21 protein-coding genes and 1 pseudogene are annotated in these 22,807 nt (G+C 54.4%); 13 read left to right on the plus strand and 9 right to left on the minus strand.

The window, feature by feature from the left end:
- Positions 1 to 213: 213 nt before the first annotated feature.
- From G6Q29_RS01215 to G6Q29_RS01225, 3 genes are read left to right on the plus strand one after another with little or no spacing between them, the layout of a single operon-like run.
- A complete protein-coding gene (locus tag G6Q29_RS01215) occupies positions 214 to 1,551 on the plus strand; it encodes an SrfA family protein (protein WP_165464222.1) in 1,338 nt (445 codons plus the stop codon).
- Positions 1,552 to 1,555: 4 nt separating this feature from the next.
- Positions 1,556 to 4,537: a virulence factor SrfB gene (locus G6Q29_RS01220; protein WP_165464223.1), complete on the plus strand. Its 2,982-nt coding sequence runs from the start codon at positions 1,556 to 1,558 to the stop codon at positions 4,535 to 4,537.
- On the plus strand, positions 4,534 to 6,708 hold the full coding sequence (locus G6Q29_RS01225) for a virulence factor SrfC family protein (protein ID WP_165464224.1): 2,175 nt from the start codon (positions 4,534 to 4,536) through the stop codon (positions 6,706 to 6,708). Before G6Q29_RS01220 ends, G6Q29_RS01225 begins: the two co-directional genes overlap by 4 nt.
- A gap of 33 nt (positions 6,709 to 6,741) precedes the next feature.
- Here G6Q29_RS01225 and G6Q29_RS01230 read toward each other — a convergent pair whose 3' ends face one another.
- Together G6Q29_RS01230 and G6Q29_RS01235 are read right to left on the minus strand one after the other, a co-directional pair.
- The gene (locus G6Q29_RS01230; RefSeq protein ID WP_165464225.1) at positions 6,742 to 7,500 is read right to left on the minus strand and encodes an alpha/beta fold hydrolase; all 759 of its coding nucleotides are present in this window, start codon (positions 7,498 to 7,500) and stop codon (positions 6,742 to 6,744) included.
- A gap of 86 nt (positions 7,501 to 7,586) precedes the next feature.
- The gene (locus tag G6Q29_RS01235) at positions 7,587 to 7,760 is read right to left on the minus strand and encodes a GhoT/OrtT family toxin (RefSeq protein WP_003856960.1); all 174 of its coding nucleotides are present in this window, start codon (positions 7,758 to 7,760) and stop codon (positions 7,587 to 7,589) included.
- A 243-nt stretch (positions 7,761 to 8,003) separates the two neighbouring features.
- Here G6Q29_RS01235 and G6Q29_RS01240 point away from each other — a divergent pair, with 243 nt between their 5' ends.
- The 3 genes from G6Q29_RS01240 to G6Q29_RS01250 are packed head-to-tail and all read left to right on the plus strand — an operon-like array spanning position 8,004 to position 8,897.
- A complete protein-coding gene (locus tag G6Q29_RS01240) occupies positions 8,004 to 8,330 on the plus strand; it encodes a DUF1971 domain-containing protein (RefSeq protein ID WP_165464226.1) in 327 nt (108 codons plus the stop codon).
- 27 nt (positions 8,331 to 8,357) lie between these two features.
- Positions 8,358 to 8,711: a DUF1971 domain-containing protein gene (locus G6Q29_RS01245; protein WP_165464227.1), complete on the plus strand. Its 354-nt coding sequence runs from the start codon at positions 8,358 to 8,360 to the stop codon at positions 8,709 to 8,711.
- A 3-nt stretch (positions 8,712 to 8,714) separates the two neighbouring features.
- A complete protein-coding gene (locus tag G6Q29_RS01250; protein WP_003856955.1) occupies positions 8,715 to 8,897 on the plus strand; it encodes a DUF1869 domain-containing protein in 183 nt (60 codons plus the stop codon).
- A gap of 35 nt (positions 8,898 to 8,932) precedes the next feature.
- On the opposite strand, the gene patD is transcribed toward G6Q29_RS01250, so the two are convergent.
- From patD to G6Q29_RS01265, 3 genes are all read right to left on the minus strand, one after another.
- A complete protein-coding gene (gene patD / locus G6Q29_RS01255; RefSeq protein WP_165464228.1) occupies positions 8,933 to 10,357 on the minus strand; it encodes an aminobutyraldehyde dehydrogenase in 1,425 nt (474 codons plus the stop codon).
- A gap of 139 nt (positions 10,358 to 10,496) precedes the next feature.
- The gene (locus tag G6Q29_RS01260) at positions 10,497 to 11,921 is read right to left on the minus strand and encodes a PLP-dependent aminotransferase family protein (protein ID WP_165464229.1); all 1,425 of its coding nucleotides are present in this window, start codon (positions 11,919 to 11,921) and stop codon (positions 10,497 to 10,499) included.
- 82 nt (positions 11,922 to 12,003) lie between these two features.
- Complete coding sequence (locus G6Q29_RS01265) at positions 12,004 to 12,192, minus strand: cold-shock protein (RefSeq protein ID WP_165464230.1); 189 nt, start codon at positions 12,190 to 12,192, stop codon at positions 12,004 to 12,006.
- Between the two features lie 393 nt (positions 12,193 to 12,585).
- Between G6Q29_RS01265 and G6Q29_RS01270 the strand changes: the two genes are divergently transcribed.
- From G6Q29_RS01270 to hslJ, 4 genes are all read left to right on the plus strand, one after another.
- Positions 12,586 to 13,980: a cytochrome ubiquinol oxidase subunit I gene (locus tag G6Q29_RS01270; RefSeq protein ID WP_165464231.1), complete on the plus strand. Its 1,395-nt coding sequence runs from the start codon at positions 12,586 to 12,588 to the stop codon at positions 13,978 to 13,980.
- A 5-nt stretch (positions 13,981 to 13,985) separates the two neighbouring features.
- On the plus strand, positions 13,986 to 14,996 hold the full coding sequence (gene cydB, locus G6Q29_RS01275; RefSeq protein ID WP_165464232.1) for a cytochrome d ubiquinol oxidase subunit II: 1,011 nt from the start codon (positions 13,986 to 13,988) through the stop codon (positions 14,994 to 14,996).
- Positions 14,996 to 15,124: a DUF2474 domain-containing protein gene (locus G6Q29_RS01280; RefSeq protein WP_165464233.1), complete on the plus strand. Its 129-nt coding sequence runs from the start codon at positions 14,996 to 14,998 to the stop codon at positions 15,122 to 15,124. The genes cydB and G6Q29_RS01280 overlap by 1 nt, the downstream gene beginning before the upstream one ends.
- Positions 15,125 to 15,246: 122 nt before the next feature.
- The gene (gene hslJ / locus G6Q29_RS01285) at positions 15,247 to 15,684 is read left to right on the plus strand and encodes a heat shock protein HslJ (RefSeq protein ID WP_165464629.1); all 438 of its coding nucleotides are present in this window, start codon (positions 15,247 to 15,249) and stop codon (positions 15,682 to 15,684) included.
- A gap of 1 nt (position 15,685) precedes the next feature.
- Here the strand turns inward: hslJ and G6Q29_RS01290 are convergent, their stop codons facing one another.
- Complete coding sequence (locus tag G6Q29_RS01290; protein WP_003856935.1) at positions 15,686 to 15,952, minus strand: putative hemolysin; 267 nt, start codon at positions 15,950 to 15,952, stop codon at positions 15,686 to 15,688.
- Between the two features lie 270 nt (positions 15,953 to 16,222).
- Between G6Q29_RS01290 and nifJ the strand changes: the two genes are divergently transcribed.
- Both nifJ and ompC read left to right on the plus strand, forming a co-directional pair.
- Positions 16,223 to 19,744: a pyruvate:ferredoxin (flavodoxin) oxidoreductase gene (gene nifJ, locus G6Q29_RS01295; protein WP_165464234.1), complete on the plus strand. Its 3,522-nt coding sequence runs from the start codon at positions 16,223 to 16,225 to the stop codon at positions 19,742 to 19,744.
- Positions 19,745 to 20,133: 389 nt separating this feature from the next.
- Entirely contained in the window at positions 20,134 to 21,249 is a 1,116-nt protein-coding gene (gene ompC / locus G6Q29_RS01300) for a porin OmpC (protein WP_165464235.1), read from the plus strand.
- A gap of 36 nt (positions 21,250 to 21,285) precedes the next feature.
- On the opposite strand, the gene G6Q29_RS01305 is transcribed toward ompC, so the two are convergent.
- The 3 genes from G6Q29_RS01305 to G6Q29_RS21810 form a co-directional block, all read right to left on the minus strand.
- Complete coding sequence (locus G6Q29_RS01305) at positions 21,286 to 21,708, minus strand: GFA family protein (RefSeq protein ID WP_165464236.1); 423 nt, start codon at positions 21,706 to 21,708, stop codon at positions 21,286 to 21,288.
- Positions 21,709 to 21,711: 3 nt separating this feature from the next.
- The gene (locus tag G6Q29_RS01310) at positions 21,712 to 21,909 is read right to left on the minus strand and encodes a hypothetical protein (protein WP_165464237.1); all 198 of its coding nucleotides are present in this window, start codon (positions 21,907 to 21,909) and stop codon (positions 21,712 to 21,714) included.
- Positions 21,910 to 22,129: 220 nt separating this feature from the next.
- Complete coding sequence (locus tag G6Q29_RS21810; RefSeq protein WP_278186960.1) at positions 22,130 to 22,261, minus strand: hypothetical protein; 132 nt, start codon at positions 22,259 to 22,261, stop codon at positions 22,130 to 22,132.
- 72 nt (positions 22,262 to 22,333) lie between these two features.
- Here G6Q29_RS21810 and G6Q29_RS01315 point away from each other — a divergent pair.
- Positions 22,334 to 22,531, plus strand: a pseudogene (locus tag G6Q29_RS01315) (tyrosine-type recombinase/integrase); the annotation flags it as partial.
- Positions 22,532 to 22,807 lie beyond the last annotated feature (276 nt).

Raw genomic sequence — 22,807 nt, forward strand, 5'->3', positions numbered from 1 at the left:
ACGAATCACTATCAGGTTATTCTAAAGCCGTACATTTCGCTGGTTTTAGCATCAGTCCGCAGAAACCGATTTGCCTTAAGGTCCATTATTCGTCAAGCACAACCGTCACGATCAATGCCGCAAGAAATCGTCCCTTTTGTCGTCTTCTCAGCCGTTTGCTTGCTTACCTGATTCGCTAAAGTAATGGCGTGAAGAAGTCTACAGGACCAAATCGTGGCAAAAACACTCTTACGCAGCGGTAATCTGGATGATTTTCAGGCCGTTGGCGGCGGCGGACAGGCCGTTTTTGAATCAGCGCTGCAAATCCGCGAAGCGCTTCGGTTGCGCAAACAACAGGCTATCGTTGATTGCCTGGCCATCCCCCAGGTCAACGACGGCGGCGATCGCGTTGACTGGTACTCCCCGGTTGATGGAACCGTCTCCAGCTGGAAAGCTGCGGATGAAGATGATCGTTATCGCGCCCTGCGTTATCTGGAAAACACGCTCGCCAGCGTGGAGTCGCTGAGTAAAAAATGCCTTCAGTCACCGAAAACGGCGCAGCAACTGTTTGGCTCACTGCTTTCAAAAGCCTTTCAGTTTCCCGGTGAAAACTTTGTTTTCCTGGTGGATGGCAAACCGGTGATCTGCTTCTGGGGTTTCGTCAATCTTAACGAGAACGCGCGCGACGACGTGCTGGACTGCCTGCGTAAATCGTTGGTCCCTGAACCTGAGCCAGTGGTGATTAACGAGCCTGAACCTGAACCGGAGCCAGAACCGTCCCCGGCGGTGACCTTTGAGCAGGCCGACGCGCCGCTTATCACGCCTGCGCCTACCGTCCGTATCACCGAAGATGAGCTGTACACGCCAGAGCCGGTGCGCATGAACGCCGCGCCGCCAGAGCCCGCACCAGCGGCCATACAGAAAAAACGTCGCTCCCCCCTGTGGTTGCTGCCGGTTGCCGCCGTCATTATTGCAGCCATCGCCACCCCGCTGCTGTGGCCAAAACAAGCTCCGATCGCAGCGCCTGTTGCCACCCCAGCGCCAGCCCCTGTCGCCATTGCTCCGGCCCCCGTAAAGACGGTTGAGCCGCTTGAGCTGAAACTCCCGCTGCACCAGGCCGAAGTGGTTGAGCCGAAGGTGAAAACACCTGCCCCGGCAGCCGAACCGGTGGTCATTACCGCGATACCGAAAGATGCGATGGTGATGGAGGCGAACCAGGTTAAAGCGGGGTTAACGCGCTTCCTGAACGGTACCTGGCGTGCGTTTCTCGATGTGCAGGATCCGCTCACCGGCAAACCGCCGTCGCTGCGCTACCAGATCCACAACAACAAAGGTTTTGCCCGGGTCGTGCATGGCGACAACATCGTCTGCCGGGTAGACGTCTTTTCCGGATTACACAGCAACGGCGAGCTGTTGATCAAAACGCGCGGAAACGCGCGTTGCACCGACGGTTCACGCTATCCGATGCCGGAAGTGAGCTGTAAGGCAGGTGCCAGCGATGTGGCGGAATGCACCGCACGTTACGATGCCAATACCGTCGTTCCTCTGACGTTCAAGAAAGCAGGTGTCTGATCCTATGCTGGTTAATCTTTGCGACTATAAACAGAGCGTGACGCTGATTGCTAACAGCGGCGTGCAGTTTCTCGATTTTGGCCTGACTCCGCAGGACACCGCCAGCAACGGGCGTTTCGTGCGTAAAACGGCAAATGGCCCGCTGCTGCGCCTGGATTTTGACCTGGTTAACGGCCGGTACACGCTGCCTGCCACCGATGGCGGGCAGCCGGAAGTGGTCAAGCCTGAAAGCACCCTTCCACTGCATGACTCCCTGACCGTGCTGGACGGCGTCTGGCTGCCGCTTCCGTTCCTGCGTTTCAACCCGCCGCGGACGTTTGTTGATGGCCCGGATAACTGGGCGCGCGTCCAGGTCCGAAAGCTTTCCACCCCCGATACGGCTGGCAATACGCACCGTGTCACCATCGCACTCGACAGCCAAATTGCAGAGCATGCGACGTCCGCCCTGTCGCCGGTCGAAAACGATATCCTGAACGGCACGCGTTTCGCACTCGCCTGGCGCGACAGTGAAATTGAAAGTTTCCTCGACCAGACCTGGATTGACGGCTGGCTGCGCGAGGCCTTCACGCAGTTTGCTGACGGGGTTGAAAAACGCGCCGAGCGCGAGCTGCAACAAGCCATGCGCAGCTTTGAATATCAGGCGCACTGGCTCAACCTGCTCTCCATGCTCGGTGAGCAACTCATCGTACCGGAAGTGAAGTTTGTCACCCACACCCTGAGCACTCCTGCCATACCTGTCGATCTGATCCTTGACGTAGGCAACACCCACACCTGCGGCGTGATTATTGAAGATCATGGTGATGCCAACGACGGCCTGCGCCAGACGGCCGAACTCCAGGTACGTTCTCTGAGTGAGCCACAGTTCCTGAATGAGCCCCTGTTTACCAGCCGTCTTGAGTTTTCTGAAGCGCGTTTTGGCAAGCAACACTTCTCGGTGGAAAGCGGCCGTGAAGACGCGTTCGTCTGGCCATCTATTGTCCGCGTGGGTGATGAAGCGCGAAAGCTGGCGATGCAGCGTCTGGGCACGGAAGGCAACAGCGGGATCTCCAGCCCGCGTCGCTACCTGTGGGATGAAACGCCGGTAGTGCAGGACTGGCGCTTTAGCCAGATGAACAGCAAAACCCAGCGCGAACCATTGGCAACCGCGTTTCCGCTGATGAATCTGATGAACGATGACGGGGAACCGCTCTATACGCTGCCGCAGGATGAGCGCCTGCCGGTGTTCTCTCCGCAGTACAGCCGCAGCACCCTGATGACGCACATGCTCTGCGAGCTGCTGGCTCAGGCGCTTGGCCAGATTAACAGCGTGGCCACCCGCCTGCGGCTTGGCTTCCCGGCCTCTCCGCGCCAGCTGCGAACGCTGATCCTCACCCTGCCTTCGGCCATGCCGAAACAGGAGCGCGAAATTTTCCGTCGCCGCATGTTTGAAGCCATCGCCATTGTCTGGAAAGCGATGGGCTGGCACCCGCAGGATGAAGATTTCGCCAGCCGCAAGCAGCAGGAAAAAAGCGTGGTGCCGGTTCCTGAGATCCAGATGGAGTGGGATGAGGCCAGCTGCGGCCAACTGGTGTGGCTGTATAACGAAGCCATTTCCCATTTCGGCGGCCAGACCGAGGCCTTTTTCGCCTCACTCGCCCGTCCGGATCGCGCGCCTGAGCCTGGCGTCCAGCCTGGGCGCGCGCTGCGCGTGGCCTCGATTGATATCGGCGGCGGCACGACGGATATGGCCATCACGCACTATCAGCTAGATGATGGTTCCGGAAATAACGTCAAAATCACCCCGCAGCTGCTGTTCCGCGAAGGGTTCAAGGTAGCAGGCGATGATACGCTTCTGGACGTGATCCAGCGCTACGTACTGCCCGCGCTGCAAACCCAGCTTCAGAAATCCGGCATAGCCGATGCCTCACAGTTAATGGCTTCACTGTTCGGCGACTCCGGGCGGATCGATACTCAGGCGATACTGCGCCAGCAGACGGCGCTTCAGCTCTTTATGCCGATCGGCCACGCGATCCTGGCGGCGTGGGAAGCGAGCGATATTGACGATCCGCTGGCCGGGCTGCATGCCACCTTTGGCGAACTGCTTACGCAAAAACCGACGCGTAACGTAATGAATTATCTCCAGCAGGCGATCGACCATGCGTTGCCTGCCGGCTCAGAAAACGTAGATCTGTTCAGCGTGCCGCTGCATGTCAATTTCCGCGAGATGCAGGACGCGATGCTGGCGGGTCAGTTCACGCTTGCCGCCCCACTTCATGCGGTATGTGAAGCGATCTCTCACTACAGCTGCGATATTCTGCTTATCACGGGACGGCCGGGCTGTCTGCCGGGCGTGCAGGCCTTGATTCGCCATCTGCAACCGGTACCCGTCAACCGCATCGTCTGGCTGGATAAATATCAGGTTCATGAATGGTATCCGTTCAGCCAGCAGGGGCGGATCGGTAACCCGAAATCCACCGCCGCGGTGGGCGCGATGCTCTGTAGTCTCGCGCTCGATCTCCGCCTGCCGCGCTTTAACTTTAAAGCAGCGGATATCGGCGCGTACTCTACGGTGCGTTACCTTGGCGTGCTGGATAACACGATCAATACCCTGCGGGATGAGAACGTCTGGTATCACGATATCGATCTCGATAAACCGGGCGCGAAACTGGACGCCCGTCTGCACTTCCCGCTGCGCGGCAACGTCACACTCGGCTTCCGGCAGCTGGCCAATGCCCGCTGGCCCGCGACGCCACTCTATACCCTGAGCATTAACTCTGCTGAGCTGGCGAAAGCCATTGCGGGAGATGGCGTACTGAACGTGCGCCTGAAGCTGTGCGGCGGCAACAAGCAGGAAGGCCCGGAATCTTTCGAGCTGAGCGACGCCTGGCTACAGGACGGCACGCCTGTGCCGCCGGATGCCCTGACTTTTAAACTGAATACTCTGGCCGATCGCCGACACAGCGGCAGCCACTACTGGATCGACAGCGGGAGCGTATACCTCAAATGACTGCGACGACTGCCACCACTCAGGCCTTAATCGAGTGGATCAACGAGACGCGACTGCACGCTCCGATGCTGGATAACGAAGCCGACGCCCTGCTCGCCCGCCTTAATGCAGTAAGCGCGCGTGAAGAGGCGCTCGATCGCGCGCTTGTCAGCCAGGGCAGTATCGGCTTATATGGCCACTCGCAGGCCGCGAAGGCGCACCTGCTCGCCGCCCTGTGCGGCAGCGGGGACGAACGACTTAACGTTACGCCGGGCCAGCGCACGTTTGATTATTTCTCGCATATTAATCCCGGGCATGCGCCTGCCAACATGGCCGTGCGTTTCAGCAGAGCTTCCAGCGAGGTCACAGACGACGCGTTTCCGCTGCGCCTGCATCTGGTGACGGAGGCCGAGCTGGTGCAGCTGTTCATCGCCCGCACCACGTTGGCTCCACCGATCCGCCCGGTGGAAAAATCGGTAATTGAAGCACGCCTTGAGAAGTGGCGTGCGCTGCGTCAACCGCAGAGCGTGCCGGGAATGAGTGCGCGGGAAGTCGCGACTATTGCCCGGTTCTGGCAGAGCGTAGTACCCGGCGCTAAGCAGCATATTGATGATGCCCTGTGGCACCAGTTTGCCCTGCTGGTTCCGTCGCTTGATCTCAGCACCCGCGCCAGCGTCTGGTCTCTGCTGTGGGGTGAGCAGCAGGAGTTAACCCAGCAGTGGCTTAAATTCGCCCAGGTGCTGCATCAAACCAGCCATGCCAGCGCGCTTGCGGCGCCGTTGAGTCTGCTGGTGGACAGCTTTGGTCTGCCCTGCGAAGGCTTCCTTACGCACGGGGCGTTTACCGTGCCGGAAGCACAGGAAACACTGCTTCATCCGGTAAAAAACGGCGAGCTGCTTAACGCCATTAGCCTGCCCGTCGATGTACTGGCATCTCTGACCCGCGAAGTGGTGCTGCCCGTTGAGCACTGCGTGCTCGACAACGTTGACATCGTTGATATTCCCGCTATTTCTGAGGAAAACACGCCGCTGATGACGCAGGCAAAATGCCTGTGGTTGATGGAGCATTATCGTCAGCACATTCAGCCGGATGTTCTGGTTATCTGCAATGCGACGGCGCACCATCAGCAGACCGCAAAAACGGCCAGACGCCTGCAAATCTGGGTCAAAGAGACGCAGCCGGTTGAAGAGTCCGCGTTGCCGGGGCTGGTCTGGGCAATTACCCCTCACGATGCGCGGTTCACCACAAAGCAGAATCTGGACGAAGCGGTGCAACAATTGCTGGGGCAGCCGGGTCTGCGCTGGGGCACGCTTCAGGCGCTTGATACCCACAGCATGCAGCGGGTAATTGAGTGGCTGTCGCAGGCTACCCTGCCAGCACAGCGTCAGAAGCGTCTCCGCACGCTGAAAAGGCTGTTGCAGCAGTCACTGTCGACCCTGATGCGCCCATATGTCGCGCCTCACAGTCAGGAGCCAGGCGCAGGGCGGGCACAGGCCGAAAAAATGGTCCGAACGCTGCAAGGCAACGCTGCTCGTCATGGTGAACTGCTTGAGGGACTTCTGCCGCCGTTAAAGGCGTTTGAGACGCTGCTGACCGTTCACCAGCCTCGTGAGGAACAGGTCAACGGTCTGTTTAACGATGTTATCGATCTGTTTGCGGAAGATACGCAGGAAAATTCAGGCGCGTTGCAGACCAAAGACAAGGCGCGGCTGGCCCATAACGTGTGGGTTAACCATCTACGTCAGTGGAGTCGTAACGACGCAGCAGCTGCCCGTCTGGGCCTGGACGCAGAGGTATTACAGCAGATTGCGGATGTGCTGATCGTTACCAGCTACCGGCTGGATCTGCCGCTGCAACTGCAACGCATTGCAGAAACAGATAAATGCAGTGCCGCGCAGCTGCATGCCGCGACAGGCAATTTCATCAGCTGGCTTGGCTATGAACTGACGCCCGTTTCTGAACGGCCTGCAAGCCGGATCCGCAAAGGTCAGCCTATTTTTGTGACGCCGGTTGTGAGCAGCGCTTCACCCCGCCTTACCCAGCTTGGCGAGCAGCCTGTTCATGCGGCGACAGCCTACGTGTATGACTGGCTGGTTGCGCTCTACACCCACGCGATTGAGAACGTGGACTATCAGTGCCCGTATGACGTTCAGCCTGCGGCGCGGAAGGCCTTGTCTGCTTTGCTGCCTTAATCATAACAGCCCGCAGGAATGCGGGCTGCCTATTCATGATCCGTTTACGAAGCCAGACAAAGCCTGAGCCAACGCTGACGGGTTTTCCCAGGACAGTGAATGGCCGGCATCAGGGATAATTTTTACAGCAACGCCTTTTTGTTTCAGGCGATTAAAATCGTCATCAGGCAGAGATCGCTCACCAAAGACGAGCATTACCGGGCATCGCAATGACAAGAACAGATGTTCCCATTCAGGTTTAACGCCCTCGACCAGGCTTGTTGCGCCGCGCCAGACGGCCCAGGGGGCATTGCTTTGAAGGCTTCCAGCCCACGGCGACGTTTCCGCCCGAAGCATGTCATCATAGCCCTGTTCCAGAAAATGTTGTTCCGTTTGGGCCGCAATTCCTCGGCTGAACATCCCGCCACCCGAATGAAAATTGGGTTCAGACACTATCAGGCCCTTAACGCGCGACGTTAACAGCGTTGCCGTTTCGATCGCGATACTCCCCCCCATGCTATGACCATAGAGCCAGACACTCTCCAGGCCGAGATGGTTTAACAGTTCAACTACCACCTGCGCCTGTTCGCTCGTGCGATAACGATAGTTGTCAGGTTTATCACTGTAACCACTACCGGGAAGATCGATCAGAATGGCTCTGCGGCCCCCAAAACGGATATCACAGACGATACGAGGATATTCATACGATGATGCGCAGCCCAACCCGTGAATAAACACAACCGGGTCACCGGAACCGGGAAGATCCTGCCAGCGCACAGTGCAGCCTGCTTGCTGCGAATAGAAACTGTTCATAAGCACTCCATGCATGAAAGACTGTATATTTATACAGATTCAATGTATGGAATGCTATGTCTGGATGACGATTCTGGAAGCGTGCTTCAGAAAAGAGAGATCAACAGGGCAACAGGGAAGCTCATCGGCCAGGTAGATCCCACCAGGAATGCGCTCAACAGGCGAATACGTTTACGGTCTTTAGACAGGAACCAGGTGATCAATGCGCAGATGGAGGCCATGATTGCGTAGAACACCAACATCTTCTGATACAACGTCATTCTGTTTACCTGAGCCGAAAAATAACCGCACGCAATATGCGTCATATGTTGACACAGATCAAGTTTTTTCGTTACATCATAACCACTTAAATAATAAGGATAATAACAACTGAGTATCTTGTGTAACAACGCAGGATAAAGCAAAACGGTTATTATTGATAAGATGCAAATTAAATGCACTTTTTGATAAATTCATTCCCGCAGAAAGCAGTCTAATAAGAGCAGGCTTTCAAGGGAGGAAACATGCTACGCATTCCGCAGAGTTGCATTCACACCCGTTCCACGCCTTTCTGGAACAAAGAAACGGCCCCTGCCGGCATTTTTAAACGTCACCTGGATACGGGCACGCGTCCGGGCGTCTACCCTCGCCTTTCGGTGATGCGTGGCGCAGTGCGTTATCTGGGTTATGCTGATGAATTTACGCCTGAGCCCGACAGCGAGCTTGTCATTGAAGCGGGTCGTTTTGGCGTTTTCCCGCCAGAAAGGTGGCATCACATTGAGCTGATGACCGATGACACCGTGTTCAATATTGAATTCTTTGTTGAACCTGAGGTGCTTAAGTCTCTTTAAGCCCCCGACAACATGAAGGAAACTGTTATGTTACGTATTCCTGAAAACTTTGTTCATACCCGCTCTACCCCGTTCTGGAATAAAGAGACCGCTCCAAAAGCGCTTTTTACCCATCACAATACCAAAGCTGGCGTGTACGGGCGCTTGTCCGTCATGCAGGGTGCGGTACGTTACTTTGGCTTTGCCGATGGCGATGCTACTGAACCCGATCTGGAAGTGGTCATTGAGGCCGGTTCTTTTGGCATCTCCCCACCTCAAAAATGGCACCGCATTGAGCTACTGACCGACGACACTTATTTTAATATCGACTTTTTCGCGGATCCTGCCATCACGCTCAGCGGTGCGGGTATCGGAAAAGTGGTTAACACGCATAAGGAGTAAATCATGGGTAAGGCTACCTATACCGTGACCGTCACCAACAACAGCAACGGCGTATCGGTGGATTACGAGACAGAGGCACCCATGGAGCTGTTGATCCCGGACGTCGCGGCAGACGTCGTGAAGGACCTGGTGAATACCGTTCGCGCCTACGATACGGAAAATGAACACGAGGTGTGCGGCTGGTAAACAGAATCGCCCGGCACTGCGCCGGGCATGAGATTTTAGTGTTTAAACATGACATGCCGCACAACCGTGTAGTCCTCAAGTCCATAGATCGACATATCTTTTCCATAACCGGATAACTTCATCCCACCGTGCGGCATTTCGCTCACCAGCATAAAATGGGTATTGACCCAGGTGCAGCCATACTGCAACCGCGCGCTGAGTCGATGGGCGCGTCCGACGTCTTTGGTCCAGACAGACGAGGCCAGGCCGTATTGCGAATCGTTAGCCCAGGCCAATACCTGCGCTTCATCTTCAAACGCGGTCACGCTGACTACCGGGCCAAACACTTCGCGCTGGACGATCGCATCGTCCTGCTTCGCCCCGGCCAGCAGCGTTGGCTGGAAGTAATATCCCGCCCCTTCTCTTTTACTGCCACCGGTGACGACACGGATATGTCCCAGGGCTTTGGCTTCATCCACGGCAGCACTTACGCGGGAAAGATGCGCTGCGGAGCTGAGCGGACCCAGCTCCGTTGATGCATCGTCCGGTGAGCCCATTTTCAGGCTGGCAACGGCTGCGCCCAGCTTTTCAACCAGGGCGGGATAAATTCCTTCCTGGGCATAGATTCGACAGGCTGCGGTACAATCCTGACCGGCATTATAGAAGCCAAACGTACGCACCCCTTCAACCACGGCATCTAAATCTGCATCATCAAAGACAATGACCGGGGCTTTTCCGCCCAATTCCATATGGGTACGTTTAACTGAAGATGCGGTATGCCCGATAATATGTTCTCCGGTAGCAATAGAGCCGGTAAGAGAAACCATACGGACTTTTTCGTGACCGGTCAGCGGATCTCCTACGGTTTTGCCGCGACCAAACAGCACGTTCAGCACGCCTGGCGGGAAGATATCTTTCGCCAGTTCCGCCAGCTTCAGCGCCGTCAACGGGGTGATTTCAGACGGCTTGATGACGACACAGTTTCCCGCCGCCAGCGCGGGCGCAAGCTTCCACGCCGCCATCATCAGAGGATAGTTCCAGGGGGCAATAGAGGCGACAACGCCAACCGGGTCGCGGCGGATCATCGAGGTATGTCCTTCGAGATATTCTCCGGCAGCCAGCCCGTTCAGGCAGCGAGCGGCCCCGGCAAAGAAGCGAAACACATCGATCACGGCTGGGATCTCATCCCCCTGGACACAATGCAGCGGTTTCCCGCAGTTCAGGGATTCCAGTTTTGCGAACGCGTCAGCGTTGGCTTCTATTACATCAGCCAGTTTCAACAGACATTCGGCGCGTGTTTTCGGCGTCGTTTGCCCCCACTCGTTAAACGCGCGATCGGCCGCCTGGACGGCAGCGTCCACCTGTGCTGCCGACGCTTCAGCAATCTCCAGTAGCACTTCACCCGTGGCAGGATTGTAAACCGCCTGCTTCTCACCTTCGCCAGCCACCAGTTCACCATTAATCAGCAATTGATTTTGCATAGCATCGTCCTGTTGAAATCGACATTGTTTTCGCTGTCAGCACACGTTCTGGCGGACATAAACGTGACAACGTCACGTTTCCAATCCGCACTCCCTTTTTAAAGGTAGACCGCGCGTCATGTCGCTTCAGGAATTTTCATCAAGGTGTGACTGGGTGCAGCATCATTTCGCGGATTAACCCCGCCAGCTGGACGACCGCCTGCTCCTCTCGCTCGCCCCAGCCCCATGAGGTATTGAAACGAAAAAACGGTGTCCAGATATTGGAGGTGGAAAACATCTTGCCGGGCGCAATGCTGATTTGATGGGTTAACGCCTTCTCACTCAACCGCCCCGCATCCAGCTGTTCAGGCAGTTCCAGCCACAAAAAGTAGCCGCTGTCGTTATGATGGATTTTGACGCCGGCAGGCATATGGCGCAAAAGCGATTGCCAGGCCTGCTGTTTGCGTTCCGCAAGCGTGCGCCGCAGGCGACGAAGATGAGCGTCGTAACGTTTGGTCGCCAGGTAATCCACCAGCGCCAGCTGCATGGGAGAGCTGGTAGATAACGTACTCATCAGCTGCAACTGTTGAATACGGCGCGCATGTTTTCCCGCCGCCACCCAGCCAATACGGAAACCGGCCACAAGACACTTGGAGAATGAAGAGCAGTGCAATGTCATATCCTGCTTATCCCAGGCCTTTGCCGGAAGCGGCTTTTCGCGGCCAAAATAGAGTTCGCTGTAAACATCGTCTTCAATTAGCGTGACGTTATGCCGGGTTAATAAGGCCACCAGCTGAGCTTTCTTCTCTGCACTCAGGGTGAAGCCGAGCGGATTCTGACTGTTGGTCATCAGCCAGCAGGCTTTCACCGGATAATCATTTAACGCCTGCTCAAGGGCACTGAGATCGATGCCATCACGCACGTCAGTAGCAACCGACAGCGCTTTCAGTTTCAGACGTTCAAGCGCCTGGAGTGCGCCATAAAAACAGGGGTTTTCAACGATAACCCAGTCACCTGGTTCAGTCACAGCCTGCAAACTGAGGTTGAGCGCCTCAAGCGCGCCCGCGGTGATCACAATTTCATCCGGAGAGATATTCATTCCCTGCTGAGCGTAGCGACGGGCTATGGCATGACGTAGGTCAACGTTACCCGGCGGCAGGTTTTCGATCACGCTCATGGCGGTAGCCGTTTTGCTGACGTTAGCCAGCGATCGGTTGAGTTGCTGAAGCGGGAAAAGGCGCGGATCGGGAAACGCCGAGGCAAAAGGGACAACGAAGGGGTCGCGGCTGGCCTGTAGCACGTCGAAGATATAGGTATTGATGTCCACCACTTCATCGCGCATCACCTGCGCGGGCGGTGCAGGCTGGTGTGTGGTCGGGCGCGCGGCAACGTAATAGCCGGACTGCGGTCTGGCAACAATGCGCCCCTGACTTTCCAGCATCTGATACGCGTGGCCCACGGTCATGAAGCTCATGCCGCTGCTTGCCACCTGCTCTCGCAGAGAAGGCAGCTTATCGCCCGGCAACCATACGCCAAGCTCAATCTGCGAGATAATTTGTTGCGCCAGACGCTGGTATTTTTTCATCAGATTCTCCTTATTGCTGACAGTGTATATCAGCAGGAGAAAAAGAGAAGATTTTGCTAACTGTTATAGGAAACGCGGCAGATTACTTGCGGTATTCAGTAATGTGATTCTGAGCAGAACGCGCTGCGGCCAGGTAGTCAAGCGTGATCATCGGCGATTTGCAGAAAATGCATTTCGCGCCGAACGGATTTTTGTCAGAGACATCAAACGCTGAGGTGCGGTACTGCGAGCCATGACAGCATGGGCAGCGGAAATGGATATAAGAAGTCATAGGATTCTCCTGTAAACGTAAAAACGTAAATTACTCATGAGCCGATCAGGCAAAAGTTGGTTCGATACAAAACGAATCGGAATGTAGATAAAGACCCAAGAGAGGCTGCGGAGAGGCACAACGTGATGAGAACTGCTTTATAAAACTACGTCAGATATTTATTTGGATTCAAAACCAGAAATTCATTAACGCATGTTGCTGGCGACAAAGCAAGCTGTTTAATGCGTAAAAATCATAAAAAGAAATTTTTTATTCTTCCCTGTTACCTATATCAGCCGGATAAAGTTCAGCTTTTCCCACAACTGTTATAGATAAATTATCGTTTTCTGCTTCTGATATCTCACTTGCCGCCTCTCTATCATAACAGTACACCGTTTAACATTGAGGCAGTGCATGTTTGGTCTAGATGCGTTTCATCTTGCGCGAATACAGTTCGCCTTTACCGTATCCTTTCATATTATTTTTCCAGCGATCACCATCGGCCTGGCGAGCTATCTCGCCGTGCTGGAAGGGCTGTGGCTAAAAACCAAAAATCCCGTCTGGCGTTCGCTGTACCATTTCTGGTCAAAGATCTTCGCCGTCAACTTTGGGATGGGCGTGGTCTCCGGCCTGGTGATGGCCTATCAGTTTGGCACCAACTGGAGCGGGTTTTCGCAGTTCGCGGGCAGTATTACCGGCCCCCTGCTGACCTATGAAGTGCTTACCGCGTTCTTCCTCGAGGCAGGTTTCCTCGGGGTGATGTTATTTGGCTGGAATAAGGTCGGGCCGGGGCTGCACTTCTTTTCAACCTGCATGGTCGCACTGGGAACCATCATTTCTACGTTCTGGATCCTCTCGTCAAACAGCTGGATGCAGACACCGCAAGGGTATGAAATCGTCAACGGTCAGGTGGTTCCTGTGGACTGGTTTGCCGTGGTGTTTAACCCCTCCTTCCCTTATCGCCTTCTGCACATGTCTATAGCGGCTTTCCTCAGCAGCGCGCTGTTTGTCGGTGCTTCCGCGGCCTGGCATTTGCTGCGCGGAAACAACTCGCCCGCCATTCGCACCATGTTCTCCATGGCGTTGTGGATGACGTTGATCGTGGCGCCAGTCCAGGCACTGGTGGGAGATATGCATGGGCTTAATACCTTAAAACACCAGCCAGCGAAAATAGCCGCCATTGAAGGTCACTGGGAGAATCCGCCGGGTGAGCCTACACCGCTGCTGCTGTTTGGCTGGCCGGATATGGAGCAGGAACGGACCCGTTTTGGCCTTGAAATTCCCGCTCTCGGGAGCCTGATCCTGACCCACAGTCTCGATAAACAGGTTCCGGCATTGAAAGAGTTCCCGAAAGAAGATCGCCCGAACGCCACCATTGTCTTCTGGTCTTTCCGCATCATGGCTGGCCTGGGGATGTTGATGCTGCTCTTGGGCGTGACGGCACTCTGGCTGCGTTACAAACAGCGCCTCTATACCTCACGTTCCTTCCTGTGGTTTGCCCTGCTGATGGGGCCCTCCGGGCTGATCGCGATCCTTGCCGGATGGGTAACAACGGAGGTCGGCCGCCAGCCCTGGGTCGTCTATGGGTTACAGCGTACGAAGGATGCGGTTTCCGCGCATGGCGATTTGCACATGAGCGTCAGTTTGCTGGCCTTCTTCGTGGTTTATACCGCGGTGTTCGGCGTGGGTTACAGCTATATGGTGCGTCTGATTAAAAAGGGGCCACAGCGCCACGAGTCCTTTGCGAGCGAATCCGATGGACGCCCTGCTCGTCCGCTTTCCGCCGTTACCACTGAATTTAAGGAGTAACCGTAATGGGTATCGATCTTTCCATTATCTGGTTCGTAATTATCATTTTCGCCACGTTGATGTATATCGTGATGGATGGTTTTGACCTGGGCATAGGGATTCTGTTTCCGGCAACGCCAAATGCCGACGATCGCGACGTGATGGTCAACAGCGTGGCTCCCGTCTGGGACGGCAACGAAACCTGGCTGGTGCTTGGCGGTGCGGCCCTGTTTGGCGCCTTTCCTCTCGCCTATGCGGTCATCATCGACGCGCTAACCATTCCACTGACAATAATGCTGATCGGGCTTATATTTCGCGGCGTCGCCTTTGAATTTCGCTTCAAAGCGACGCCTGCACACCGCCCGTTCTGGGATAAGGCGTTTATTAGCGGGTCGATTGTGGCGACTTTCAGCCAGGGTATGACCGTCGGCGCAGTCATCCATGGGTTCAGCGTCACCGGTCGTACATTCAGTGGTGGTCCGTTTGACTGGTTTACCGCGTTTAACCTTTTCTGCGGCGTGGGTCTTGTGGTCGCTTACGCTCTGTTAGGATCAACGTGGCTGGTAATGAAAAGCGAAAATGCCCTGCAACAGCGGATGCGTCAGGTATCGAAAGTGCTTCTGCTCCTGCTTCTGGTATTCATTGCAGTAATCAGTATTTGGACCCCTCTCGCCCAACCAGCTATTGCTACGCGCTGGTTTACGCTGCCGAATCTGTTTTACCTGCTGCCCGTTCCTGCGCTGGTTGTCATCCTTAGTCTGTGCCAGTGGCGCGGCCTGAACGATCCTGCGAGCCATACCCTGCCGTTTATCATGACGTTAGGGCTGATTTTCCTTGGGTTTAGCGGGCTTGGGATCAGTATCTGGCCGCATATCATCCCGCCGGACATCACTCTCTGGCAGGCAGCCGCGCCAGCCCAAAGCCAGGGCTTTATGTTAGTGGGTGCACTGTTGATCATTCCCGTCATTCTGGTCTACACCTTCTGGAGTTATTACGTTTTTCGCGGAAAAGTACAGCATGGGGAGGGTTATCACTGATGCAACAACCTGTATGGAAACGCTTGATGTGGCTTGCCATCATTTGGGGCGGCAGCGTCCTGGCGCTGGCCTGCGTAAGTATGATCTTTAAAATGCTGATGGCCGCAGCCGGATTTAAATCTCACTAACTCACTGACCGGGTACGCCGCCGCCCGGTCTCTTCCCGCACTTTCAGATAAACCCCATTAACACTCTGGAGGGTATGGTTACACTGAAAAATATTTACAGCATTAATAGTTTGAGAAGAAAAATGAAAAAGCTCGCGGCAGTAAGTTTAATCAGCCTCGCATTGGCTGGATGCGTTAATCCTGGTAAAGCCTCCGTTCAGACAGATCGGTTAGAGAATCACCGTTTCGTTCTGGAAAACGTGGATGGAAAAGCAGTTAAAGGCGGTAAAACGCAGCCCGAACTGCGATTCAGTGCGCAGCCCAATATCAGCCTGATTAACAACATTGTCGTCTCCGGCACAATGTGCAACGGCTTCAACGGCCAGGGGAAACTGTCCGAAGGCGAGTTGACGGTCAAAACGCTGGCAATGACGCGGAAACTCTGCACCGAGCCGCAGCTAAATGAACTGGATCAGACCATCGCCGATATGCTACGCACAGGCGCACAGGTAGACCTGACCGAAGACCAGTTAACCCTGGCGACAGCCAATAAGACATTGATGTTTAAGCGAGTTGAATAATTCAGTAACTTCCGCACGAACCTACGGCAAGCGACTGCTCACTACAGCGTTTGCCATTTGGCAATGCGCACATGCCGATGGCGGAGCCGTCAAGCTGTCGGGCAACGGAAAGTGAACCTCCGATCATTGCGCAGTTAGCCTGACCTGAACTGGACATAGCCGCGCGCATACCCGGCGTCACGTGTGCCGCTGTCGCCTGCTGTACAGGTTCATTGCTGCATGCCGACAACAGTAACGCGGCACATCCTACCCAAAATGCTGAACGCATACCTTCCTCCCCGTAGTTATAGCGAAACCTATGCATAATAGGCATCACGCGCCGCATCGTCGAGAGCGGATGTGCGTATTTATGCGCTCTGGTAACAATTTATCGCAATTTTTAACGCAATATGCCATCCAGTCATTGATACAGCGCATACCAAGGACACAAAAGCGAAAATCGTAAAACCTGAGCTTTGCTAAAATACACAGATAATATTCAGGGTCTGTCGCCCTATTACAGACCCTCCTTTTTTGCGCAATGTAAGGGTTTTGTCCTATGCAAACTATTGACGGCAATGGTGCAGTCGCGTCTGTTGCGTTTCGTACCAGCGAAGTGATCGCCATTTATCCCATCACGCCCAGCTCCACGATGGCTGAACAGGCTGACGCCTGGGCTGGTAACGGGATAAAAAACGTCTGGGGCGATGTCCCGCGGGTTGTAGAGATGCAGTCCGAAGCCGGTGCCATTGCCACCGTGCATGGTGCGTTGCAGACCGGTGCCCTGTCGACCTCGTTCACGTCGTCTCAAGGGCTGCTGTTGATGATCCCCACGCTTTACAAGCTGGCAGGGCAATTAACGCCGTTTGTGTTGCACGTTGCCGCACGCACCGTAGCCACTCACGCGCTCTCTATTTTTGGCGATCACTCAGACGTGATGGCCGTGCGTCAGACCGGCTGCGCTATGCTTTGCGCCAGCAGCGTGCAGGAAGCGCAGGACTTCGCGCTGATTTCGCATATCGCCACGCTGAAAAGCCGTGTGCCATTTATTCATTTCTTTGATGGTTTTCGCACGTCCCACGAGATCAATAAAATCGTTCCGCTGCCGGACGACACCATTCTGAATCTGCTGCCGCAGGCTGACATCGATGCGCATCGCGCTCGCGCCCTCAATCCGGAACATCCGGTGATCCGGGGTACCTCTGCGAACCCGGATACCTATTTCCAGTCCCGTGAGGCGACAAACCCGTGGTACAACGCGGTATATGAGCACGTTGAACAGGCGATGGACGATTTTGCCGCTGCGACGGGCCGCGAATATAAGCCGTTTGAATATTACGGTCATCCGCAGGCCGAGCGCGTAATTGTCCTGATGGGCTCAGCCATCGGCACCTGTGAAGAGGTAGTCGATGAGCTATTGACGCGGGGCGAAAAAGTTGGCGTCCTCAAAGTTCGCCTCTACCGTCCCTTCTCAGCGAAACACCTGCTCGCAGCCCTGCCGGACAGCGCGCGTGCCGTGGCGGTTCTGGACCGCACCAAAGAGCCTGGCGCACAGGCTGAGCCACTTTATCTGGATGTGATGACCGCTCTGGCTGAGGCGTTTAACCGCGGTGAGCGCGAAACGCTGCCGCGCGTCATTGGCGGGCGTTATGGATTGTCTTCCAAAGAGTTCGGGCCGGAGTGCGTCCTGGCGGTATTTGCTGAACTGCGCGAGGCAAAACCGAAGCCGCGCTTTACGGTCGGCATTTATGATGACGTGACTAACCTTTCTCTCCCTTTGCCGGAAAACACTCTGCCCTCGAATGCAAAACTGGAGGCGCTTTTCTACGGTCTGGGCAGCGACGGCAGCGTCTCGGCGACCAAGAACAACATCAAAATTATCGGTAACTCCACGCCGTGGTATGCGCAAGGGTATTTCGTCTATGATTCCAAAAAAGCAGGCGGGCTGACCGTCTCCCACCTGCGCGTTAGCGAACACCCCATCCGCTCTGCATACCTGATTTCTCAGGCGGATTTTGTTGGCTGTCACCAGCTCCAGTTCATTGATAAATACCAGATGGCCGAGCGCCTGAAGCCCGGCGGTATTTTTCTGATCAACACTCCCTATAGCGCCGATGAGGTCTGGGCGCGCCTGCCCCAGGAAGTGCAGGCAGTGCTTAACCAGAAACAGGCGCGCCTGTACGTCATTAACGCCGCGAAGATCGCCCGCGAATGCGGTCTGGCCGCGCGTATCAATACGGTCATGCAGATGGCGTTCTTCCACCTGACCAATATTCTGCCGGGCGACAGCGCGCTGATGGAACTCCAGGGGGCGATCGCCAAAAGCTACAGCAGCAAAGGTCAGGAGCTTGTTGAGCGCAACTGGCAGGCGCTGGCGCTGGCCCGTGAGTCGGTGTTCGAGGTGTCGTTGCAGCCTGTCAATGCCAGCAGTCCGAACCGGCCGCCAGTGGTCTCTGACGCCGCCCCGGATTTCGTCAAAACCGTCACGGCCGCGATGCTCGCAGGTTTAGGGGACACCCTTCCCGTCTCTGCGCTTCCGCCTGACGGCACCTGGCCGATGGGCACGACCCGCTGGGAAAAACGCAATATTGCCGAAGCAATTCCCATCTGGAAGGAAGAGCTATGCACGCAGTGCAATCACTGCGTGGCAGCCTGCCCGCACTCGGCCATTCGCGCCAAAGTGGTGTCGCCAGAAGCATTAGCTGACGCACCGGAAAGTCTGCACTCGCTGGATGTAAAATCCCGCGATATGCGTGGCCAGAAATATGTTCTTCAGGTGGCACCAGAAGACTGCACCGGCTGTAACCTGTGCGTTGAGGTGTGCCCGGCGAAAGATCGTCAGGACCCGTCAATCAAAGCCATCAACATGATGTCGCGTCTTGACCATGTTGAAGAAGAGAAAGTGAATTATGATTTCTTCCTCGACCTGCCCGAAATCGATCGCAATAAGCTGGAACGCATTGACATTCGTACCTCGCAGCTTATCACCCCGCTCTTCGAGTACTCCGGGGCATGTTCCGGCTGCGGCGAAACACCGTATATCAAACTGCTTACCCAGCTTTACGGCGACCGGATGCTGATTGCCAACGCGACAGGCTGCTCGTCGATCTACGGGGGTAACCTGCCGTCCACGCCGTATACCACTGACGCGAACGGTCGGGGCCCGGCGTGGGCAAACTCGCTATTCGAGGACAACGCAGAATTTGGTCTGGGATTCCGTCTGACGGTCGATCAGCACCGTGCCCGCGTAATGCGTCTGCTGGCACAGTTTGCCGAGAAGATCCCGACAGAACTGAACGATGCCCTGCATGCGGAGGCCACGCCTGACGTTCGTCGCGCGCAGGTTGCTGAACTGCGCAACGCGCTTCAGGGTGTTGATGGGGCTGAACAACTGCTAACCGATGCGGACGCGCTGGTAGAAAAATCTGTCTGGCTGATCGGCGGCGACGGGTGGGCCTACGATATTGGATTCGGTGGTCTTGATCATGTCCTGAGCCTGACCGAAAACGTCAATATTCTGGTGCTCGACACTCAGTGCTATTCCAACACTGGCGGACAGGCCTCAAAAGCAACGCCATTGGGGGCGGTCACGAAGTTTGGTGAGCACGGCAAGCGCAAGGCGCGTAAAGATCTTGGCGTCAGCATGATGATGTATGGCCATGTCTACGTCGCGCAGATTTCGCTGGGCGCGCAGCTCAACCAGACGGTGAAAGCCATTCAGGAAGCGGAAGCCTATCCTGGCCCGTCGCTGATCATCGCCTACAGCCCGTGTGAGGAGCATGGCTACGATCTGGCGCTTAGCCACGACCAGATGCGTCAGCTCACCGCAACCGGCTTCTGGCCGCTGTACCGCTTTGATCCGCGCCGTTCCGATGAAGGAAAATTACCGCTGGCGCTGGATTCGCGTCCGCCGTCAGACGCCCTTGCCGAAACCTTACTTCAGGAACAGCGTTTCCGCAGGCTGAATGCCCAACAGCCAGAAGTAGCGGATCAGCTATGGAAGGATGCGGCTGCGGATCTTCAGAAGCGTTATGACTTTCTGGCGCAACTGGCAGGGAAAGCCGAAAAATCGACCAGTTAATAACCTGTATGCCCGGCTTGTCCGGGCATTTTTTTGCCAAAAAAAAGCCCGATGCACGTGCACCGGGCAAATCCAGAAGATCGGTGAATATTGCTTCAGCACTCTGAGTAATATTCACGTGAATTATGGATGAAAGAATCTTAAAGGCATATAACATTGTGAAGCCTACCTTATTTTCATCGTAATTAATAATGTTTGTTTTGTATTATTTTCAGCAATTCATTCACCACATAAATTATTATTTCAGCCGCATCATTTAGTTTAGATTTTACTTAACCCGTAACAATTATATTTTATTCATCCGCCGCCAGAGTGATTTAGCATGGGACATCTTTCCTGCCCGGAAAGTTCACTAAGCAATAAAAAATAACTGCAAAGGAATAATCAAAATGCAAAGAAAAGTACTGGCACTGATGATCCCCGCTTTGTTAATGGCTGGAGCCTCTCACGCAGCTGAAATTTATAATAAAGACGGCAATAAACTGGACCTGTATGGCAAAGTAGACGGTCTGCATTATTTCTCTGACGACGCTTCTAAAGATGGTGACCAAACCTATGTGCGTCTGGGCTTCAAAGGTGAAACCCAAATCAACGACATGATGACCGGCTACGCACAGTGGGAATACAACGTTCAGGCAAACAACACCGAAGGTGCTGACAATCAGTCCTGGACGCGTCTTGCCTTCGCGGGTGTGAAAGCTGGAGATTACGGCTCATTCGATTACGGCCGTAACTATGGCGTGCTGTACGACGTGGAAGGCTGGACAGACATGCTGCCAGAATTTGGCGGCGACTCTTATACTTCCGCCGATAACTTTATGACCGGTCGTGCGAATGGTGTGGCGACGTATCGTAATACCGACTTCTTTGGTCTGGTACAGGGTCTGAACTTCGCGGTGCAGTATCAGGGTAATAACGAAGATGCCAGCAACAATCAGGAAGGCACCAACAATGGCCGCGATGTACGTCATGAGAATGGGGACGGTTACGGTCTCTCCGCGACCTATGACTTAGGAATGGGCATCAGCGCGGGCGCGGCATATGCGTCATCTGACCGTACCAACGATCAGGAAATGCATACCACCGCGGGCGGTGATAAAGCGGATGCCTGGACTGCTGGTTTGAAATACGATGCTAACAATATTTATCTGGCGGCAATGTACTCCGAAACCCGTAATATGACGCCATACGGTGATGCTCGTGACGAGAATACCGTGGCAAATAAAACCCAGAACTTTGAAGTGACCGCACAATATCAGTTTGACTTTGGCCTGCGTCCGGCTATTTCGTATTTACAGTCCAAAGGTAAAGAGTTGGGCAATGGTCAGGATGATAAAGACCTGGTGAAATATGCTGATGTAGGTGCTACTTACTATTTCAACAAAAACATGTCCACCTATGTTGATTATAAAATCAACCTGCTGGATGAAGATGACTCCTTCTACAAAAACAATGGCATCGGAACCGATGACATCGTAGCGTTAGGTCTGGTTTACCAGTTCTAATCCCGTTAGCCCGCAGCGATCTGCGGGCTAATTTTTTCATCTCTGTTTCGCCTCTTCTTTGCGGAAAGAGAGATAGCCAATAACCCCGCTGTCACCATCCATAGGATGATTTACCCCATCCATGACCACCACCTCCGGGAAGTCGAAAGGCGTGACATTTTCCAGACAGGCGACATTCACACCATATTCATTAGGATTGGAACGCCGTTGATGGAACGTATAAATACCGCAGATAGAGCAGAAAAAATGGCGCGCGGTGCCAGTGTTAAAACGGTACTCCGTGAGCGCGTCCGCGCCCTGCGACACCTTAATGCCCGTTAAGGGCGCGGATACCACTACCGCCCCACGCATCCTGCAAAATGAACAGCTACATCGACGTGCAGTATTCAGGCCGTCCGTTAGCTCAACGGTAAATTTCACCGCTCCACAATGACACTGTGCCAGACGAATGTCAGCCATCGTTTATACCCCTTTTCTCACTAACTCAGCCGCTTTTAAAAAGACCTCATCTTCAACGCCATCGCCCTTCTGTCTGCCGAGCCTCACCAGCTCATCGACAATACTTTCACGGTTAATGAGCTTCTGCGATGAAACCAGCCCAATGACGGCAGCGCCAATCGCCAGCCCAACTAATCCTGTTTGTTCGTCTTTATTCTTCATTAAAGCGCTCCCTTGTCGCCCTCTAAAGCGTAGCAGGAGAACTGTAAAACGAACTGGTACGCGGGAATGAGATCCGTGCTTTATCTCACCTGTTCACCAGGCGAAACAGGAGGGGTTCTGAGCGGCTTACAGATAACGTTGAGGAGGGTAACGTGAATAGCATTGCGCTGAGAGAGGCCGTAATGGGCGTGAAAACCGCCTTCGTAAAGGCGGCTGGTCATCACTCAGGATCTTTATCGCCTGATTCAGGCGCTGAGCCAGGATCGTCTTTCGGTTTTCTTCCATCCTTTTCCGGGTCATCCGGGCTGGGGTTATAATCAGGATGGTCACCATTAACGGGACGGTCAGTCATTTTCACCTCCGTTTTTTTACTGCGTAATTTGTAAGTGTAGACAACCCATCCGGCTTAACCAAACTTCTCCTGTGGGGATCATGTGTAAATCGTGCTGGTATTCGTCGCTGCAATCCGTACCATACACGGCACACTTTCGCATGCTGGTTTTTACCGGTAGCCGCAAACCCGTCTTTTATCGCTAACCAGATGGGGCACGTAAATGCGCAGATGGTGTATGAAATCTATGCTACATGGATAGAAGAGATGAACACGAAGCTGACGCTTTGAAATCGTTTTCCTTACCCTGTGCTCCATTTGAGATCTGAGTAACGAATAGATGCAACAAAATCAAGAGATTAACAAGAAAGAACAGTACAATCTGAATAAGCTACGCTGATTTTGTTAACTCATTGATTGCTTTCGTTTTGTCAATTTATTCAATTAGTTAAAGCATAGCAGTTTCTCCCTAACGCTACCCAGTAATACATTTTTAATGCCCTTTTTTTGCCCCTATTCCTCAGTTTTGCCCCTAAATTTGCCCCTAACTTTAGCCAGTGTGCCCTC

This window comes from Enterobacter cloacae (assembly GCF_011078175.1).
GTDB lineage: Bacteria > Pseudomonadota > Gammaproteobacteria > Enterobacterales > Enterobacteriaceae > Enterobacter > Enterobacter cloacae_Q.

Coding starts and splice junctions, on each gene's coding strand:
- G6Q29_RS01220 (WP_165464223.1), top strand. CDS start 1,556: ATGCTGGTTAATCTTTGCGACTATAAACAGAGCGTGACGCTGATTGCT.
- G6Q29_RS01225 (WP_165464224.1), top strand. CDS start 4,534: ATGACTGCGACGACTGCCACCACTCAGGCCTTAATCGAGTGGATCAAC.
- G6Q29_RS01230 (WP_165464225.1), bottom strand. CDS start 7,500: ATGAACAGTTTCTATTCGCAGCAAGCAGGCTGCACTGTGCGCTGGCAG.
- G6Q29_RS01235 (WP_003856960.1), bottom strand. CDS start 7,760: ATGACGTTGTATCAGAAGATGTTGGTGTTCTACGCAATCATGGCCTCC.
- G6Q29_RS01240 (WP_165464226.1), top strand. CDS start 8,004: ATGCTACGCATTCCGCAGAGTTGCATTCACACCCGTTCCACGCCTTTC.
- G6Q29_RS01245 (WP_165464227.1), top strand. CDS start 8,358: ATGTTACGTATTCCTGAAAACTTTGTTCATACCCGCTCTACCCCGTTC.
- G6Q29_RS01250 (WP_003856955.1), top strand. CDS start 8,715: ATGGGTAAGGCTACCTATACCGTGACCGTCACCAACAACAGCAACGGC.
- patD (WP_165464228.1), bottom strand. CDS start 10,357: ATGCAAAATCAATTGCTGATTAATGGTGAACTGGTGGCTGGCGAAGGT.
- G6Q29_RS01260 (WP_165464229.1), bottom strand. CDS start 11,921: ATGAAAAAATACCAGCGTCTGGCGCAACAAATTATCTCGCAGATTGAG.
- G6Q29_RS01265 (WP_165464230.1), bottom strand. CDS start 12,192: ATGACTTCTTATATCCATTTCCGCTGCCCATGCTGTCATGGCTCGCAG.
- G6Q29_RS01270 (WP_165464231.1), top strand. CDS start 12,586: ATGTTTGGTCTAGATGCGTTTCATCTTGCGCGAATACAGTTCGCCTTT.
- cydB (WP_165464232.1), top strand. CDS start 13,986: ATGGGTATCGATCTTTCCATTATCTGGTTCGTAATTATCATTTTCGCC.
- G6Q29_RS01280 (WP_165464233.1), top strand. CDS start 14,996: ATGCAACAACCTGTATGGAAACGCTTGATGTGGCTTGCCATCATTTGG.
- hslJ (WP_165464629.1), top strand. CDS start 15,247: ATGAAAAAGCTCGCGGCAGTAAGTTTAATCAGCCTCGCATTGGCTGGA.
- G6Q29_RS01290 (WP_003856935.1), bottom strand. CDS start 15,952: ATGCGTTCAGCATTTTGGGTAGGATGTGCCGCGTTACTGTTGTCGGCA.
- nifJ (WP_165464234.1), top strand. CDS start 16,223: ATGCAAACTATTGACGGCAATGGTGCAGTCGCGTCTGTTGCGTTTCGT.
- ompC (WP_165464235.1), top strand. CDS start 20,134: ATGCAAAGAAAAGTACTGGCACTGATGATCCCCGCTTTGTTAATGGCT.
- G6Q29_RS01305 (WP_165464236.1), bottom strand. CDS start 21,708: ATGGCTGACATTCGTCTGGCACAGTGTCATTGTGGAGCGGTGAAATTT.
- G6Q29_RS01310 (WP_165464237.1), bottom strand. CDS start 21,909: ATGAAGAATAAAGACGAACAAACAGGATTAGTTGGGCTGGCGATTGGC.
- G6Q29_RS21810 (WP_278186960.1), bottom strand. CDS start 22,261: ATGACTGACCGTCCCGTTAATGGTGACCATCCTGATTATAACCCCAGC.